Origin of the sequence: Brachybacterium sp. GCM10030268 (genome assembly GCF_042666305.1) — a bacterium.
Lineage (GTDB): Bacteria > Actinomycetota > Actinomycetes > Actinomycetales > Dermabacteraceae > Brachybacterium.
The window spans coordinates 39,021-54,847 of record NZ_JBHTCW010000004.1 but is presented as its reverse complement, the minus strand read 5'-3'; the positions used below and the strand labels follow the sequence as shown (position 1 = coordinate 54,847).

Genomic DNA, 15,827 nt, shown 5'->3' with positions numbered 1-15,827 from the left:
GCGGTTAAGGACTGCATGCCAGCGGCCGCGCTGGTCACGGAGCGATCTCGGCGCCCCCGGGGGCGCGGGGCTCACTGCGCCTTCCCCTGGAGCAAGCACCCTCCTATCGTGACGGGTACCACAGTGAATCCCGCGACGAGGAGGAAACATGTCGGAGCAAGAAGCTGGCCAGGTCACCGGGACGAAGGACAAGCACTACAACCTGGTGTGGTTCCTGGAGTCCTGCCTGAACAACGCGTTGCGCATGGAGACCTACGTCAAGGACGCGGAGCGGGACGGTGACACCGAACTCGCCGAGCTCTTCTCCAAGGCGCAGCACGAGAGCACCAAGGGTGCTGAGCAGGCCAAGTCCCTGCTCGCCTCACGACTGGCCTCGCAGTGACACGGAGGGCCGCGGACCGGCGGCCCGCCGCGGCGCGCACTGCACTGCGCACTCCGGGTCATTCGGCGACGAGGCGCTGACCGGCCGTGCCCGAGCGGCACGACGTCGTGATCGAGTCCTCGCCATACCGCCTGGTCGTCCGCGTGACCTGCGGTTTCGCGACGATCTGGTCGTCAGTCGCCGTGCGGGGCCAGAATGTGTGCGTAACACCCCGTCCCCTTCCCCTCAACGAATGGAGAACGTGTCATGGGACTTATCGGACTGATCATCTCGTGGATCATCATCGGCGCGATCATCGGCCTCCTCGCCCGCGCGATCATGCCGGGCAAGCAGGCCATGGGGCTGGGGATGACGATCGTCCTCGGCGTCATCGGTGCGATCGTCGGCGGCTTCATCGGAGGCCTCTTCGGTGGCAACGGCATCGGCGGGATCATGGACAACCCGTGGAGCATCGGCACCATCCTGCTGTCCATCGTCGGCGCGATCATCGTGATGGCGATCTACGGCTTCGCAACCAAGGGCCGCGCCTGACCTCAGGCCACTAGCGTCCGCACCACGACGGCGCCGTCCCGGGACTCCCGGGGCGGCGCCGTCGGCATGTGCGGGGACAGGTCATCGCCCACGCCGTGGGTATCGCCGGTGGACGGGTGTCGATAATCTGAGGACATGCGGCGACGGCACCGCCTCACGGAACTCGAGCAGCGTGAGCACCTCGCGCTGCGCTTCGGGCTGATCCTGCGGCGCGACTTCGGACCGCTCGCGGTGCGCGAGGGTGCCTCGAGCGAGGTCCGACGGGCACTGGCCGTGCCCTACTACTCACTGCTGCACCACGCCAACGTGGTCCCGCGGGCGGCGACGGCGCAGCGCGGGAGGCTGATCGGCAGCATCGCGGTGCAGGTCGATGCCGCCGGCCTCTCGGCGCGAGCCGTCTCCGCGCGCGCCGAACAGATCGCGCGGGTGCTGATCGCGGAGTACGACGCCCACGGGATCATCTACGGAGTCCGGGCCACTACCTGGGACAGCGCCGCAGGAACCGGGCGCGTCGACCTCGAGCTCGCCAGCAGCGCGGACGTCCCCTCCCAGCACGCCGTCACGGGAGGGGACCTGACGCCGGTGCTGACAGCCATGCTGGAGGCCGTGCGCCCGGCGGGAACCGAGCTCGCCGTGGTGCGCGACCCGTTCGATGTGCGGGAGCAGCCCGCCTCATCATGGCGATGGGTGTTCCCGATCCGCTCCGGCGAGGCCGTCGAGGAGTTCCACGATCTGCACCGGGAGATGTCCTTCGCTGTGCTCAGCCGGCTGGTCACCGCGCAGCCGCGTGATCTGCGTCCGCTCAAATCGGTTCCCGCGCACTACGTCGACCTTCCCGGCGGGCAATGACCCCGCTGAGTGCCGGCCACGTGCCGGTCGACCGGCTGGGGCGTGCGCGGAGGTGCTCGCTCCGCGGCCCGATCAACGTCTCACCCCGCCTCGCGCGAGACCGGTACATCCGTCAGTCGATCCCCGCTGGCGCGGACGTCGATGCGGCCGGAGGACCAGCGGGCCGTGTCCGCCGCCAGGGCCTCGAGGTGGGACGGCTCGATGAGCACCTGCACGGTCGCGGCGCGCGCGGAGTAGACGGTGGGCTCGACGTGCGCGCCGTGCGCGGCGGCCCACTGGCGCACCGCATTCTCGGCGGCCCCGATCTCGGCGAGCGGAACGTCCAGCTCGGCGACGGTGAGATGGGTGCGGCGCAGCACCGTGGCCTCGGAGGCCGCCTGCTCCACGGCGGCGGTGTAGGCCCGCATCAGGCCGCCGGCCCCCAGTTTCACGCCGCCGAAGTAGCGGGTGACGATCGCCAGCGTGTCGACCAGGCCGGCATGCAGGAGTGACTGGAGCATCGGCATGCCCGCCGTGCCGGACGGTTCGCCGTCGTCGCTGGAGCGGTTCACCTCGGCGGCGTCGCCCCGGGCGCCGATCACGAGAGCGGTGCAGTGGTGGCGGGCGTCGGGGTGGTCGCGTCGGGCGGCCCGGATGCGGTCCTCGGCCTGGTGGAGGTCCTCGACCCGGTGCAGTCGGGTGAGGAAGCGGGAACGCTTCTCGACCAGTTCCGTCTCCACATCGGCGGCGAGAACGAGTGGATCGGGCATGGAGCCGAGTCTAGGGCGACGGTAGTCTGCTCGAGGTTGCAGCTCGATTCCCAGGAGGATCCCCATGACCGTCCCGAACTCCGCTCCCGTGCCCCCGCCGGGCTCGATGGGTCAGCAGCACCCAGGGTCCGGCTCCGGTCGGAAGAAGTTCGGCAGTGTGCCGAACATCCTTGTCATCGTCGGGGCGATCATCCTGGTGCTCAGCATCGCCATCGGCATCACCGTCACGGTGCTCGGCATCACCAGGACAGCCGGCGGGCTGGGTGACATCGAGGTGTTCGACAGCGGCAGCGGCTCGGTCACCGCGGAGGCCGGCGACGATATCCAGTTCTACGCCGAGGAGGGCACCCAGATCCCCACGTGCGAGGTGATGGGCCCCTCGCCCGAGGCGATCGGCGAGGGCACGCATCAGACGAGCAGCACCACCAAGGAGGGGAGGACCTGGGCGTCCTTCGACTCGATCACGGCGAACGAGTCGGGGGAGTACTCCTTCGACTGCGGCGGCACGCCTGTCGCCGTCGGCCCGCCGGTCTCCATCGGTGGGATCTTCGGGGCCGTCGGAGGCGTCCTGCTGGGCCTGGGCGGCGGCTTCCTCGGATTCGTGCTGGTCGTGATCGGCGTGATCCTCCTGATCATCCGTCGTCGTGCCTCGTGAGCGCCCCTGATCCCCGCGGTCCAGCAGAGGTGCGGTGACGGCGGGCAGATCCGCTGCCGCCCGCGACGTCAAGGGCTGAGGGACGCGACAGGGCCCGGCAGGATCGTGATGATCCTGCCGGGCCCTGTCGTGCTCAGGAGCGCCTCGGGTGCGCCCTTGTCCTCCTACGGCCTCGAGCGGGCCGCGGACGGAGGAGTCCGCCTCAGGCGTCCTCGGTCACCAGCGGGTAGACGCCGTTCTCGTCGTGGACCTCGCGGCCGGTGACCGGCGGGTTGAACACGCACACGCACTTGATCTCGGTGCGGGGACGCACGATGTGCTTGTCGTGGTCGTTGAGCAGGTAGAGGCTGCCCGGCGCCAGCTGGTGCTTCTCGCCGGTGGCCAGATCCTCGATCTCCCCCTCGCCCTGGGTGATGAAGACCGCCTCGATGTGGTTGGCGTACCAGAAGTAGCTCTCGGTCCCGGCGTAGAGCGTGGTCTCGTGCACGGAGAAGCCGACGCCCTCCTTCGCCAGGATGATGCGCTTGCTGCGCCAGTTCTCGGACTTGATGTCCGCGTCGGTGTCGGTGACCTCATCGAGGGTGCGAACGAGCATGGGGGAATTCCTCTCCGTGGATGAATGGGGTCCTGCGGTCCCCGAGCGGGCGCTCAGGGAGACGTCGGCCCGCCCCGGAGCTGGAGCGGGCCGACGGGGGTGGGGTGCTCAGGCGGTCAGCGCCTCGGCGACGGCCTGGTCGATGATGTCCAGCCCCTGGCGGAGCTGGTCCTCGGGGATCGTGAGCGCCGGCAGCAGCTTGACGACCTCGTCGTCGGGCCCGGAGGTCTCCACCAGCAGACCGAGCTCGAAAGCACGGTCGGTGACCTTGCCGGCCAGCTCGCCGCTGGGCATCCCCAGGCCGCGGGCGAGGCCGCGGCCCTTGACGATGAGCTCGTGGTCCTCGAAGCGGGCGGCCAGCTGGTTGAAGCGGCTCTCGATGTAGGCGCCCTTCTTGATGGTCTCCTTCTGGAGCTCGTCGTCGCTCCAGAACAGCTCGATCGCCTTGGTGGCGGTCGCGAAGGCCGGGCCGATGCCGCGGAAGGTGCCGTTGTGCTCGCCGGGCTCCCAGATATCCAGCTCGGGCTTGATCAGCGTCAGCGCCATCGGCAGGCCGTAGCCGCTGATGGACTTCGAGAGCGTGACCATGTCGGGCTTGATGCCGGCCTCCTCGAAGGAGAAGAAGCCGCCGGTGCGGCCGCAGCCCATCTGGATGTCGTCGACGATCAGCAGGATCTCGTGCTTCGCGCACAGATCGGCGAGGCCGCGCAGCCATTCGGCGCGGGCGGCGTTGATGCCGCCCTCGCCCTGGACGGACTCGACGATGACGGCGGCGGGCTTGTTCAGGCCGCTGCCGCCGTCGGTGAGCAGGCGCTCGAGGTACATGAAGTCCGGGACGACCTGGCCGAAGTAGTCATCGAACGGCATCGGGGTGGCGTGGACCAGGGGGATGCCGGCGCCGCCGCGCTTCATCGAGTTGCCGGTCACCGACAGCGCACCGAGCGTCATCCCGTGGAAGCCGTTGGTGAAGTTCACGACGGACTCGCGCCCGGTCACCTTGCGGGCCAGCTTCAGGGCGGCCTCGACGGCGTTGGCGCCGCCCGGGCCGGGGAAGGCCATCACGTAGTCGAGGTCGCGCGGCTCGAGGATCTGCGACTTGAAGGTCTCCAGGAACTGGCGGCGCACGTCGGTGAACATGTCCAGGCCGTGGACGACACGGTCCTCGAGGAAGTGGTCGATGACGACCTTCTTCAGTTCGGGGTGGTTGTGGCCGTAGTTCAGGGCGCCGGCGCCGGCGAAGAAGTCGATGTACTCCCGGCCGTCCTCGGCGGTCAGCGTGCTGCCGGTGGCGTGGGTGAACGTGGTAGGCCAGCTGCGGGAGTAGCTGCGGACCTGGGACTCGAGCTCAATGGCATTGGTGGGTGCGGTCGTCGTCATGTGGTGCCTTCTCCCTGATGGATGGGTGCGGATGGTCTGTGGGGTCCTGTGGGCGCACGGAGACGCCCGTCTCGACGGGTGAGGTGTGGGAAGCGCAGCGCATTCATGCGCCGGGGCGCAGGTCTCCGATCACGTGGAGCAGTTCGGCGCCGTGGCCCTCGTCGGGGAAGTGGCTCTCCTCGAACAGCGGCTCGATCGTGTGGCTGGCGCCATGGCGCTCGGCGAGGGAGGCGAACAGGCGCTGAGAGGCGCTGTTGTCCTCGGTGATGGTGGTCTCCAGTGCGGCCACCGACGGAAGATCCTCCAGCAGCGCCTCCAGCAGCCGGGCTGCCACGCGCTGGCCTCGCATCGACTCGTCGACGGCGATCTGCCAGATGAACAGCCGCTCGGGAGCGTCCGGGCGGAGGTATCCGAGAACGAAGCCGACGACCTCTCCCTCGTGCAGAGCCACCCGGGAGGTCGCCGCGAAGTCACGGGCGAGCAGCAGGTAGGCGTACGAGGTGTTCAGGTCGAGAGATCCGCTGTCCCGGGCAACGCGCCAGATGTCGGCGCCATGGCTCTGAGCAGGCGCAGTGATCGTGAGGTCGGCGGCGGGGGAGCTGGATCGGGTCGTGCGTCGGTTCGAGTCGGAGTGGTTTTCGATCGTCGTCAACGGGCCCATAACGATCCCCAACGCTATCGAGAACGCCGACGGATGTGGACCCCGGGCCCTCGCGGAGAGGCCTCCGCTCGGAGTGTCGTAACGAAAACGTGACCGCCGACGTCCTGCTCGTCGGATTGTCGGACAAGGCCCTCCTATACGTGCCGACCTGCGCAAATGGGGTCGCGGTCGGCTCGATGGCGGCCGGGGGCGAGAACTCTCTGTGTTGTGCGTCACGGGTGCCCGGATCGCGGACTCCCGCGCGCGCAGACATGAGTGAGGCACGGGGGCCTCCCCGCGCCGAATCGCGACGGACCTGGAGGGACACTGGGTACCGTCATGGCATGACTCCTCTGGAATCACTCAATGAATGGCTGGGAAACGCCGAGGGCTGGCTGTGGACCTGGGCAGGGATGCCCGTGGTCGTCGTGCTCGCCCTGTACTTCACGATCCGCTCCCGGGGAGTGCAGTTCCGGATGATCCCGGCGATGTTCGGCGCGATCACGCAGAAGGCGCAGCGTGAGCAGCGCGGAGCGGGCCGCAACCGCATCGTGAGGACCAAGTCCCTCAGCGCGTTCCAGGCCTTCAGCGTCTCCGCGGCGGCGCGCGTGGGCACCGGCAACATCTCCGGCGTGGCCGGGGCGATCTTCCTGGGCGGGCCGGGCGCAGTGCTGTGGATGTGGGTGATGTGCCTGCTCACCAGTGCTGCCAGCTTCATCGAATCCACCCTCGCCCAGCTGTGGAAGTCCCGTGCTGAGGACACCTACAAGGGCGGTCCGGCCTTCTACATCCAGCGGGGGCTCGGCAGCCGCGGCTTCGGGCTGTTCTTCGCGGTCCTGTTCATCTTCTGCTTCGCCTTCGCCTTCACCTCGCTGCAGGCCAACACCATCGTCGACGCGTTCAGCGGTGCGGTCGCGATCTACGCGGATCCTGCAGGGATGCCGTGGATGCCTGTCGTGCTCGGTGTGGTGCTGGCCGTCCTCACCGGTGTGATCGTTTTCGGCGGGATGCGCCGGGTGGCCCGGGTGGCCCAGAACATGGTGCCGCTGATGGCGCTGATCTACCTGGTCATCGGCATCCTCATCGTCGGCCTGAACCTCGGTGAGCTGCCGCGTGTGATCGGCCAGATCGTCACGGAGGCGTTCAGCCCGCAGGCCGCGATCGGTGGCGGCATCGGTGCCGCGATCGTCAACGGCGTCCAGCGCGGGATGCTTTCGAACGAGGCGGGCATGGGCTCGGTCCCGAACGTGGCTGCTACCGCCTCTGTCAGCCACCCGGTCAAGCAGGGCCTGGTCCAGACCCTCGGGGTCTACTTCGACACGATCCTGATCTGCTCGATCACCGCGTTCATCGTGCTGGTGGCCTTCCCCGACGTCTCCGCCGGCGGTGAGGGACTGGTGATGGTGCAGGAGTCGATGACCGCCAACCTCGGCGGGTGGGCCGCGATCCTGCTGGCGGCGATCATGTTTCTGCTCGCCTTCACCTCCGTGCTGGGAAACTTCTCCTACGGCGAGGCGAACATGCACTTCATCACCAGCAAGCGCGGCTGGCACATCGCCTTCGGCCTCGCCGTGGTCGCGCTGGTGTTCATCGGGTCGGTGATCTCGGTGGACCTGGCCTGGTCCATCGCCGGGGTCAGCATGGTCTTCATCGCGATCATCAACCTCATCGTGATCGCCCTGCTCGCCCCGACCGCCATGAAGCTGCTGCGCCACTACAACGAGCAGCTGGCACAGGGCCACGACCCGATCTTCCTCGCCTCGGACCTGCCCGAAATCAAGAACATCGAGGTCTGGGAAGGCGTGGACGTCAGCGACTACCAGGACAACAGGCGCAACGCCGGAGTCTGACCGGCGGGCCCGGCGACGACGGGAACGGCGCACGGCGGACGCCAGGAGACGGGTACGACCCGTCACCTGGCGTCCGCTTCGTCCTGCGTGCGCCGTTAAGATGGGTTGGCCCGCCACGCGGGCACGGGCCTGTAGCTCAGTTGGTAGAGCATCGGACTTTTAATCCGCGGGTCGAGGGTTCGATCCCCTCCGGGCCCACCGCTGGTCAGACCGGAGACGTTTCCTCTAGGGGCAGGTCTCTGAGGCGGCGTCGGCAGCAGCTTTGACAGCAACGCGGCTGCGCGGGCGCAGCGGGCTATGGTGCTGACAGCAACGCGGCTGCGCGGGCGCAGCGGGCTATGGTGCTGACAGCAACGCGCGGCGAGCTTGCCGAGCGACAGGCGCACACCGAGGGAGGTGCCATCGTCATGGCAGCAGTACCCAGCAAGCCCGGCGCACTTACGCTCGATCAAGTGCACGAGGTGATGTCCGAGCTCTCGCATCGTCGACTGGTCTTTCACTCCGAGGCAGACTTCCAGCACGCTTTTGCGCAGCTGCTCGAGAGGCTGTACCCGAACCTCAACGTTCGGCTGGAGATCCCCTATCGATCCATCGGCGCAGCGGAGCCGGACTCTCGAATCGTGGTCGACCTCTTCTGCAGTGACCCCGACACGGGCGGGGTGACGGCGATCGAGTTCAAGTACAAGAAGCGGAGCTGGTCAGGAGCAGTCGGTGGAGAGCAAGTTCGACTCCTTCCGGGCGCGGCAAACGACCTTGGTCGGCTGTACTTCGTCCACGACATCTCACGCCTAGAGCGTTGGACAGAGCTGAATGGCGGCACCGCGTTTGTCATCCTCCTTACAAATGACCACTTGTACTGGGAGCCTCCCGGGGGAGGTAAACCTCCAAATGACGCCGCGTTCCGCGTCCATGAAGGAGTGACGCTGGCTGGAGAGCTCCGGTGGACGAACTATGAGTACCCGGCCAACACGCGCAGTCTTCGCGGACGGTTCCCGATGCAGTGGCGCCAGTATTCGGATCTCAGTGAATACGGGGACGGGCAGCGGAAGGGGAACCAGCTGCGATACGTCGTCGCAGCTATCGACGGTTGAGGGAAAGCGGTTGGTGATGGAGTGGACCAGGGTAGGCCTCGAGGCCGACGGTTTCGGTGGCTTCGTAGGTTTTGCCGGTCTACAAGATGCGGAGGTCCCTGCCGTACCAGGGGTATACGTCATCATCCGGCAGCGCGACGGTGAGCCCGAGTTCCTGCCGATCAGTCCGGCAGGATGGTTCAAGGGCAAGGACCCGAGCGTCGCCCGCGAGCGACTCGATGCCGAATGGGTTGCGGGCGCGGAGGTCGTCTACATCGGCAAGGCATCCGGCGGTGCGAGTGGCCGACGCGGGTTGCGCAAGCGCCTCGACGAGTTCCGTCGCTTTGGAGGAGGCGAGCCGATCGGGCACTGGGGCGGCCGTCTCATTTGGCAGCTCGAGGAGAGCGACACGTTGCTCGTGTGCTGAAAGGAGACTGCCGTAGAGCCGGCGCTCGTCGAGGGCGCAATGATCCTAGAGTTCGCGACCGAGTTCGGACGCCGACCGTTCGCGAACCTTCGCAACTAGAAGTGCGAGTTGAGCCCCGTAAAGCGTCGAAGACGTGTCGGCAAGCAGCGCGGCCTCCGGACAATTGCTCACGAGAAGCGTTGTCGGCCGCGCAGCACGCGAAGCATCGCAGGCAGGCGAGCATCAGCGACTCCGCACCGCTATCGTCGAACAGAGTTGCACCATTGCGTTGGTGTCAGAAGCTGGCCTCGGCAGTTCCTGCCGGAACACAGAACCCAAGGTCAACGCCGCAGATCCGCTGGCAATCTCGACGCCGACTGCGGGGCCGTGAGAACTTTCCCTACTCCTTCAAGGGCGGCTCCGCCGCCTTGCGAGGACGCGTCAATTATCGTCGCTCGAGGCGGAGAGGGCAGCCTCAGTTGGGTAGTAACGGGTGCCTCGTCCAGTACCACGACGCGTTAGCTGCCCTGACTCCTGAAGCTCTTCAAAGTGGCGACGAATAGTCCTCTCCTGCATTATCTTAGTCGCATCACGAGCCTCGGAATTGTTGATGGATCCATTTCGGATCACCGCGTCCATAATGGCAGTCTGTGGGCTCGCTAGCGGTTCGTGGCGAATTGTGACTCGAACTCTGTCTGATAATTCCTGGATCTGGGGATGGCTTAGGCGCAGATTTTCCATCGCCTGGAATGCTGTGTTGAGGCCTTCACCGATGTCCTTGTTGGGAGCATCCGGGAACTTGTTGACAATTCGTTGAATTTGTGGATTCCGCGCAGAGCGCTCGTCGAGAATGTTCTGCACGGTCACATGTCCGTGCAGCCGACCAGGACTGTCTACTTCAATGCGGTTGTCAAAGATTCTTACATGCACATAATCGGCAATTCCATAGTCTCGATGCAGGAAGGCATTCGTCAGGATTTCATGGAGTGTTTCTGTTGGATAGTGGACATTGGTAAAACCCTCTGTGTCTAGGCGGGGTATGCCTGAGACAATCTCGCTAACGCGATTCCTGCTACGCTCAATGAGGGATGTGATCGGACCCTCGATGGTTTCCGGTTTCCCGTCAAGGTGATCCCTGTCTTCCGGGCCTTCGGTTCGATAGCGATACAATTTGACGGCGGAGGATGGAAGGTGCGCCTGAGGCAGGTCGGCGAAAAGCAAAGTGCTGGCCACAGTTCCGAAGTTGTCGCGGACCAGAACATTTTTTGTGAGGAAGTCGAGGGGTTCAGCAAAAACGTCTCCATTGATCATGAAGTCGATCATGGTTTCGGTGTTTGCGAGTTCGCCTGCTTCAATGTCCGTCTTGGTTAGCTCGTACCGGTGGCCACCCTTTGCGCGCTTGAGCGCCTCAAGCGGATCGCCCTTCTGATGCAGATTCTGTGCACCTTCCCGCAAGTACACATTTCCCGTGGTTGCGGAAACTAGTCCGGGGTGTCTCTCGATATAGAATAGTAGTGCGACGGTATCCTCCTCCGGGTGGTGGAGGAGATCCATCTCGTAGTAGCGGGGTTGAAGTATTTCCGATGCCATGCGAACTATATCGTTCGCATCTTCGGCGTTCTGGAACGGGTGCCAGATGCCCTCATCGGCGACGCCAATGAGGAGCTCACCTCCGTCGGCATTTGCAAATGCGGAAAGAGACTGTGAAACCTTGGCGGGGGCTATATCTGCGCGCTTCCTGTCGAAGAACTGGTCTTCGTCGCGAGTGAGGAAGTGCTCTAGTTCGTCTCTTCCAAGGGTTCTTGAGGATATGGTCACGTTATCTCCCGACAGTTCTGGCGGTGAAGGTATTTCGGTGTCAACTCCGAAATATTTGCGCGTGTGCAATGATGTTGGCTTGTGATTGGCATGAAGAGGTGCTCGGGCCTATGCCGCGTGAGCAAAGCTGTAGCGGGCTAGTTGTGGGCCGGTACGCGGAGAACCCATCGTGGGGCCCACGCTTGGCATCTAATCATGGCGTGGGGGTGCAGGAGGGGCCATCGGTCATTTGAGGAGGTCCCTGTGTCTGGTCCTCGGTTCGGTTGCCGCGTCAATGACCCGTGTGCGCTGAGGGCGGGGCAGGTTCCTGCCGTCATGTCGGGGTCGCGTGCACGGCTGGGTGAAGGCTGGCGAAGGACGTGCGAAGGGCTTGGAGAGCTGCTGTTTGACAGCAACGCGGTGGAGGCTGGTGGTTCTCCCATTTATCGCGGAGGCATTGACCTGCAGTGACTCGGACGGTGACGTGCACCCGTACGGACTTTTAATCCGCGGGTCGAGGGTTCGATCCCCTCCGGGCCCACGTCATCCGCTCCGAGGGCTGGCCACGCTGTCCTCTCCACGGCCCCGAACTCCGTAATGTCTCCCATGCTCACCCGCCGGACGTTCCCGCAGAAGCGAAAGCCTGCTGAGCAGCCGCTCGGCATCGCGGGGGAGATTCGCCGCTGTGCGCCACTCGCCGAGGCCGCCAGTCGATACGGCGTCGAGCCGGATGTCGGCGTCGGCGAGCACGTCGATGAGGAATGCGAAACGCTGCATCGACTCCTCGTTCATGAGCCCGGGCGGAGGCACGTCGATCAGTCGCACTGCGACGAACTGCTGTGCAAGCCGTGTGTAGTCAGCAGCCGAAAGCGGCTCCTGGCACAGCCTCGCGAAGGTCACGGTGAGAACCCCGTCGTCTGCGCCGGAGGCCCGGAGTGTCCGCGCGCCCGGACCTCGAGGCGATGCCCCGCCGAGAGTGATCTCAGTTCGCGGCATGTCCTCACGGGGGCCAGCTATCTCCCATTCTCCGCTGGCGAAGCCTGCGTGTGCGCGCACGCCGACGCGGTAGTCCCTCCCGATGCCGATGTGCGCCACAGCTGTCGTCGCGATGATCTGCTCGATCAGCGGCAAGGCGTGGTGGTGGTGCAGCGGGTTCGGCAGGAGCTCCTCCGGCGGGTAGTTCGACGTCATGAGCAGGGCGATCCGTGCACGCCGTGCCGCTGCGAGGACGCGACGCATCAGGTGCGCATCAGCGACATCGTGCAGGTGGAACTCGTCGAGGTAGAGAAATTCGGCTCCGTCGAGGAAGTGCTGGAGCGTGGACTCAATGGAGCGAGGCTTCTGCGTGAGGGCGCGGTGGAGATCGGCCAGGAATTGGTGAACGTGTGCCGCGCGCTTCGCGCCGGGAGCGAGCTGGTAGAAGGTCTGCGCCATCCAGGTCTTGCCCCGCCCCACTTCGCCCCAGAGGTACACGCCGCCGGCGCGGGGTGAAACCAGTGTGGAAAGCACGGCCCGTTGCGCAGGGTCGAGGGATCGCCCGCCGTCGCTCAGGCGCTCGGCCAGCACTGATCCGCTCACCCGTGGCCATCGGGGTGTGCGGCGACGGAGCATCGTGGAGCCTCTATATCTCTAGAGTTCGGCGACGATACTCTATACCCATAGAGTGTCGGTCGGCTCGAGAGGGGGTTCCAGGGAGGTGATGGCACTCGACGGTCGCCGGGCGCAGATCGCCGGGGCAGTGATCGAGATCCTGGCGGCCGGTGGCGCACGGGCCCTGACGCACAGCGCTGTGGATACGCACCTGGGCATCCCTGCGGGATCGAGCTCCTACTATTTCCGCACTCGCCGCACCCTGGTGAGGGCTGCGGCGGACGAGCTGATCAACCGGTCACGGGAACGCTTTGAACAGCTGACCGCCGATATGCCACACGCTCCGCGACCGGAGCACGCGGCCGCAACCATCACTGCCTACGTGCAGGCGCTGTGCGCGCACCGCCAGGATGACCTTCGGGCGAGACTGGCGCTGATGCCGGAGATCGATGACGAATTTCGCGAGGTGCTCGCCCGAGCCTTCTTCTCGCATCACGCAGCGGTGGAACTATGCCGGACCTTGGGTCACCGGGATCCGGGCGCTGCGGCGGCGGGGCTCATCTCCCTGCTCGAAGGTGTCACGCTGCGCTCGACGTTCGGTGCCTCGCCGAAGAGCGCAGACCTGGAGGCGCACATCCTCCGGCTCCTCTCCAGCCCATGAATAAGCGGTATCGGGGCTCCCGGGGAGCATGAACGCTAACCAGCGCGCATGCTGGAGCCCGACTCCAGCGCGGCGCGCCGTCAGCTCTCGAGGTTCGCACCGACTTCGCAGAGCTTGGCGTCCGAGCCCAGTGCGTCGAGCTGCGCTTTGAGGTCGGCGACGCGCTGCTCCGCCTGCGCGACGAGCTGGTCGGCGAGGCGGCCCCAATCCTCGGGTTCGGGATTCGCGGGCAGGCCGGCGAAGAGCTCGGCGATCTCGCGGACGGTCAGGCCGACGCGCTGGGCGAGCTTGGCGACCTGGATGCGGCAGGCTGCGGAGTTGTCGAACCGCCGCTGATTGCCCGACGTGCGCACCGCGGTGATCACGCCGTGCTTCTCGTAGAACCGCACTGCTGAGGGGGCCACACCGCTCTCGGTGGCGACGTCACTGACGGTGAGCACCTGGCCGGCGGAGCCGGCCGGCGATGCGGTGCGGTCTGGTGTGGTGAGCGTCATATCGCCACCGTAGGCACTGCCCGCCTTGACTTCAACATATGTTCAAGCCTCAGCGTGAGGGGCATGACAGCACAGACAGCACATTCAGAACCGTCCAGTGATCACCCCACCAGCTCCGTGCCCGGCCCGAAGCGGGTCGCAGTGATCTCGTCCAGCCTGCGTGAGGGAAGGATGAGCCCGAGCATCGCCGACTGGGTCGTCGCCGCATTGGACCGCACCAGTGGAGTTCAGGTCGATCTGATCGACCTGGCCGAGATCACGCTGCCGGACGACAGTCAGCTCTATCCCGGCGGCGGGCCGACGACGGAGGTGGCCGACCGGGTCGAGGCCGCCGAGGCCTTCGTCGTCGTCACGCCGGAGTACAACCATTCCTACCCCGGATCGTTGAAGCGGTTCGTCGACTGGCACTTCAGCCAGTGGATGCTCAAGCCGGCCACGATCATCGCCTATGGCGTCCGCGGCGGGCATGCGGCCACCGAGCACCTGCGCGGGGTGTTCGCCGAGCTCAATATGGTGACCACTCGCCGAGGCCTCGGACTGTCCACGCCCTGGGAGGCACTGGACGACGCCGAGCGCTACACACCCGACGACGGCACGACGCGCGCCCTCTCGGCGGCGCTGGCCGAGCTGCTCTGGTGGGCCGGCGTCCTCCGCGACGCACGCACTGACCGGCCCTTCCCGGGCTGACGGCGAGGGTCGTCGCATGGACGCGCGCGCACGCAGTATCGGACTCGTCCTGGCCTTCGCCGGCCTGCTGATCGTCGTCGACACCACCGTGACCATCGTCGCCCTGCCGGCGATCGTCACCGACCTCGACACCACCCTGCCCACGGGTGCGTGGACGACGACCGGGTACATCCTCGGGCTGATCGCGGTGATCCCTCTGACCGGGTGGCTCGCCGGGCGGTTCGGCGACCGCCGCATCTACCTCACCGGTCTGAGCGTGTTCACGCTCGCCTCGGTCGCCGCGGGACTCGCCCCGACTATGGAGACCCTGATCGTTCTCCGGGTGCTCCAGGGCGTGGGCGGCGGGGTCCTGAATCCGCTGGGCATCGCGATCGCGCTGCGCTCGGTCCCCACGGGCCACCGCGGCCGGATCATGAGCCTGGTGGGACTGCCGGTCCTCATCGGCCCCGCCGTCGGTGCGCCGCTGACAGGAATGCTCATCGATCTCGCCTCCTGGCGGTGGCTGTTCTGGATCAACCTGCCCCTGGGCCTCCTCGCCCTCCTTCTGTGCCTTCGACATCTGCCCGCCTCCCAGCGCAGCGATGACCACGGGCACGTGGACTGGTCCGGGCTGGTGCTGGTGATCAGCGGCTGCGTCGGACTCGTGCTCGCCTGCACCTCGATCGGCGAATCCGGTCGCCTCACGCTGGGCACCGGCGTGACGATCCTGGCCGGCGTCGTGCTGCTGGCCTGGTTCGCGCGCCGTAGCGTGCGCATTGCTCATCCGCTTCTGCACGTGCGACTGCTGGCCCGTCGCGAGATCGCGGCGGGCGCGGTGATCGGGTCGTGCTTCGCCGGTGGCTACTTCGGAGCTGCAGCCATCATCCCCGCGTTCGTCCAAGGCGTGCGCGGAGATCCGGTCTCGGTCGCCGGCATCCTGGCTGTGCCCACCGGCCTGGCCGTGGGGCTCACTCTGCAGGTCGCCACACGTCTCATCGATCGGATCGATCCCCGCCGGGTCATCGTCACCGGGACCGCCACGGCCCTCCTAGGAGCCCTCAGCCTCGGGCTCGCACTCAGCCTCGATGCGTCGTATCTGGTCATCGGTGCGCTGAGCATCCTGGTGGGCATCGGGTCCGGTGCCACCTTGATGCCCACCACGGTCGCCGCGACCAGCAGGCTCGACGGGCCCGAGCTGCCGCAGGCCACCACCTTGCTGACGTTGTTCTCCCAGCTCGGCAACGCGTTGGGCACGGCGCTGGTCGCCTCCACCATCACTCTGCTCGTCGATCTCCGCATCGAAGGCCTGGATGCCGGCGGGCACGGCGGACTCGTCGCGATGGTCGCTCTCGACCCCGCCGAGCGCGCCGGTCTCCTCGATCAGCTCGCCGTCACCGTCGGCCTGAGCTACGCCACCCCCGCCGCTCTCATACTCGCCGCACTGCTGGTGGCTGCGTGGGGCATGCGCGCCACGGCGCCTGAGCCCCGCAAGACGACGGAGGCGGTCTAACAGTC

General features: G+C 66.4%; 17 protein-coding genes and 1 tRNA gene. 11 read left to right on the top strand and 7 right to left on the bottom strand.

The window, feature by feature from the left end; translation table 11 throughout:
* Window positions 1–148: 148 nt before the first annotated feature.
* From ACFQRD_RS07765 to ACFQRD_RS07755, 3 genes are all read left to right on the top strand, one after another.
* Window positions 149–382 carry a hypothetical protein gene (locus ACFQRD_RS07765; RefSeq protein WP_377018218.1) on the top strand — a complete coding sequence of 78 codons (234 nt, stop codon included), beginning with the start codon at window positions 149–151 and terminating at the stop codon, window positions 380–382.
* Between the two features lie 246 nt (window positions 383–628).
* On the top strand, window positions 629–913 hold the full coding sequence (locus tag ACFQRD_RS07760) for a GlsB/YeaQ/YmgE family stress response membrane protein (RefSeq protein ID WP_377803695.1): 285 nt from the start codon (window positions 629–631) through the stop codon (window positions 911–913).
* A gap of 135 nt (window positions 914–1,048) precedes the next feature.
* Window positions 1,049–1,762, top strand: a complete 714-nt coding sequence (locus ACFQRD_RS07755; RefSeq protein ID WP_377803694.1) for a hypothetical protein — start codon at window positions 1,049–1,051, stop codon at window positions 1,760–1,762.
* An 80-nt stretch (window positions 1,763–1,842) separates the two neighbouring features.
* On the opposite strand, the gene ACFQRD_RS07750 is transcribed toward ACFQRD_RS07755, so the two are convergent.
* Window positions 1,843–2,511, bottom strand: a complete 669-nt coding sequence (locus ACFQRD_RS07750; RefSeq protein WP_377803693.1) for an IMPACT family protein — start codon at window positions 2,509–2,511, stop codon at window positions 1,843–1,845.
* Between the two features lie 64 nt (window positions 2,512–2,575).
* On the opposite strand from ACFQRD_RS07750, the gene ACFQRD_RS07745 reads away from it, so the two are divergent.
* Window positions 2,576–3,166 carry a hypothetical protein gene (locus tag ACFQRD_RS07745; RefSeq protein WP_377803692.1) on the top strand — a complete coding sequence of 197 codons (591 nt, stop codon included), beginning with the start codon at window positions 2,576–2,578 and terminating at the stop codon, window positions 3,164–3,166.
* Window positions 3,167–3,368: 202 nt separating this feature from the next.
* Here ACFQRD_RS07745 and ACFQRD_RS07740 read toward each other — a convergent pair whose 3' ends face one another.
* The 3 genes from ACFQRD_RS07740 to ectA all read right to left on the bottom strand — a co-directional run bounded on the left by ACFQRD_RS07740 (window position 3,369) and on the right by ectA (window position 5,790).
* On the bottom strand, window positions 3,369–3,761 hold the full coding sequence (locus ACFQRD_RS07740; RefSeq protein ID WP_209903649.1) for an ectoine synthase: 393 nt from the start codon (window positions 3,759–3,761) through the stop codon (window positions 3,369–3,371).
* A gap of 108 nt (window positions 3,762–3,869) precedes the next feature.
* Window positions 3,870–5,138 carry a diaminobutyrate--2-oxoglutarate transaminase gene (gene ectB, locus ACFQRD_RS07735; protein WP_377793011.1) on the bottom strand — a complete coding sequence of 423 codons (1,269 nt, stop codon included), beginning with the start codon at window positions 5,136–5,138 and terminating at the stop codon, window positions 3,870–3,872.
* A 103-nt stretch (window positions 5,139–5,241) separates the two neighbouring features.
* Window positions 5,242–5,790 carry a diaminobutyrate acetyltransferase gene (ectA, locus tag ACFQRD_RS07730; protein WP_377803691.1) on the bottom strand — a complete coding sequence of 183 codons (549 nt, stop codon included), beginning with the start codon at window positions 5,788–5,790 and terminating at the stop codon, window positions 5,242–5,244.
* Between the two features lie 332 nt (window positions 5,791–6,122).
* Between ectA and ACFQRD_RS07725 the strand changes: the two genes are divergently transcribed.
* The 4 genes from ACFQRD_RS07725 (at window position 6,123) to ACFQRD_RS07710 (ending at window position 9,125) form a co-directional block, all read left to right on the top strand.
* Window positions 6,123–7,628 carry an alanine/glycine:cation symporter family protein gene (locus ACFQRD_RS07725; protein WP_377803690.1) on the top strand — a complete coding sequence of 502 codons (1,506 nt, stop codon included), beginning with the start codon at window positions 6,123–6,125 and terminating at the stop codon, window positions 7,626–7,628.
* 125 nt (window positions 7,629–7,753) lie between these two features.
* Window positions 7,754–7,826, top strand: a tRNA-Lys gene (locus ACFQRD_RS07720).
* 140 nt (window positions 7,827–7,966) lie between these two features.
* Window positions 7,967–8,719 (top strand): hypothetical protein, encoded by a 753-nt coding sequence (locus tag ACFQRD_RS07715; RefSeq protein WP_377803689.1) that lies wholly within the window; start codon window positions 7,967–7,969, stop codon window positions 8,717–8,719.
* A 13-nt stretch (window positions 8,720–8,732) separates the two neighbouring features.
* Window positions 8,733–9,125 (top strand): hypothetical protein, encoded by a 393-nt coding sequence (locus ACFQRD_RS07710; RefSeq protein WP_377803688.1) that lies wholly within the window; start codon window positions 8,733–8,735, stop codon window positions 9,123–9,125.
* 420 nt (window positions 9,126–9,545) lie between these two features.
* Here the strand turns inward: ACFQRD_RS07710 and ACFQRD_RS07705 are convergent, their stop codons facing one another.
* Window positions 9,546–10,922 (bottom strand): ATP-binding protein, encoded by a 1,377-nt coding sequence (locus tag ACFQRD_RS07705; RefSeq protein WP_377803687.1) that lies wholly within the window; start codon window positions 10,920–10,922, stop codon window positions 9,546–9,548.
* Window positions 10,923–11,444: 522 nt separating this feature from the next.
* Window positions 11,445–12,467, bottom strand: coding sequence for a cell division protein ZapE (gene zapE, locus ACFQRD_RS07700; RefSeq protein WP_377803686.1), 1,023 nt, complete (start codon window positions 12,465–12,467; stop codon window positions 11,445–11,447).
* Between the two features lie 133 nt (window positions 12,468–12,600).
* Here zapE and ACFQRD_RS07695 point away from each other — a divergent pair, with 133 nt between their 5' ends.
* Window positions 12,601–13,152 (top strand): TetR/AcrR family transcriptional regulator, encoded by a 552-nt coding sequence (locus tag ACFQRD_RS07695; protein WP_377803685.1) that lies wholly within the window; start codon window positions 12,601–12,603, stop codon window positions 13,150–13,152.
* An 80-nt stretch (window positions 13,153–13,232) separates the two neighbouring features.
* Here ACFQRD_RS07695 and ACFQRD_RS07690 read toward each other — a convergent pair whose 3' ends face one another.
* Complete coding sequence (locus tag ACFQRD_RS07690; RefSeq protein ID WP_377803684.1) at window positions 13,233–13,646, bottom strand: MerR family DNA-binding transcriptional regulator; 414 nt, start codon at window positions 13,644–13,646, stop codon at window positions 13,233–13,235.
* 63 nt (window positions 13,647–13,709) lie between these two features.
* On the opposite strand from ACFQRD_RS07690, the gene ACFQRD_RS07685 reads away from it, so the two are divergent.
* Window positions 13,710–14,333, top strand: a complete 624-nt coding sequence (locus ACFQRD_RS07685; protein ID WP_377803683.1) for an NADPH-dependent FMN reductase — start codon at window positions 13,710–13,712, stop codon at window positions 14,331–14,333.
* A 16-nt stretch (window positions 14,334–14,349) separates the two neighbouring features.
* Window positions 14,350–15,822, top strand: coding sequence for a DHA2 family efflux MFS transporter permease subunit (locus ACFQRD_RS07680; protein ID WP_377803682.1), 1,473 nt, complete (start codon window positions 14,350–14,352; stop codon window positions 15,820–15,822).
* Window positions 15,823–15,827 lie beyond the last annotated feature (5 nt).

Excerpts from the sequence above, each read along its gene's own strand:
- ACFQRD_RS07765 (WP_377018218.1), top strand. The coding sequence starts at position 149 with ATGTCGGAGCAAGAAGCTGGCCAGGTCACCGGGACGAAGGACAAGCAC.
- ACFQRD_RS07760 (WP_377803695.1), top strand. The coding sequence starts at position 629 with ATGGGACTTATCGGACTGATCATCTCGTGGATCATCATCGGCGCGATC.
- ACFQRD_RS07755 (WP_377803694.1), top strand. The coding sequence starts at position 1,049 with ATGCGGCGACGGCACCGCCTCACGGAACTCGAGCAGCGTGAGCACCTC.
- ACFQRD_RS07750 (WP_377803693.1), bottom strand. The coding sequence starts at position 2,511 with ATGCCCGATCCACTCGTTCTCGCCGCCGATGTGGAGACGGAACTGGTC.
- ACFQRD_RS07745 (WP_377803692.1), top strand. The coding sequence starts at position 2,576 with ATGACCGTCCCGAACTCCGCTCCCGTGCCCCCGCCGGGCTCGATGGGT.
- ACFQRD_RS07740 (WP_209903649.1), bottom strand. The coding sequence starts at position 3,761 with ATGCTCGTTCGCACCCTCGATGAGGTCACCGACACCGACGCGGACATC.
- ectB (WP_377793011.1), bottom strand. The coding sequence starts at position 5,138 with ATGACGACGACCGCACCCACCAATGCCATTGAGCTCGAGTCCCAGGTC.
- ACFQRD_RS07725 (WP_377803690.1), top strand. The coding sequence starts at position 6,123 with ATGACTCCTCTGGAATCACTCAATGAATGGCTGGGAAACGCCGAGGGC.
- ACFQRD_RS07715 (WP_377803689.1), top strand. The coding sequence starts at position 7,967 with ATGGTGCTGACAGCAACGCGCGGCGAGCTTGCCGAGCGACAGGCGCAC.
- ACFQRD_RS07695 (WP_377803685.1), top strand. The coding sequence starts at position 12,601 with ATGGCACTCGACGGTCGCCGGGCGCAGATCGCCGGGGCAGTGATCGAG.
- ACFQRD_RS07690 (WP_377803684.1), bottom strand. The coding sequence starts at position 13,646 with ATGACGCTCACCACACCAGACCGCACCGCATCGCCGGCCGGCTCCGCC.
- ACFQRD_RS07685 (WP_377803683.1), top strand. The coding sequence starts at position 13,710 with ATGACAGCACAGACAGCACATTCAGAACCGTCCAGTGATCACCCCACC.
- ACFQRD_RS07680 (WP_377803682.1), top strand. The coding sequence starts at position 14,350 with ATGGACGCGCGCGCACGCAGTATCGGACTCGTCCTGGCCTTCGCCGGC.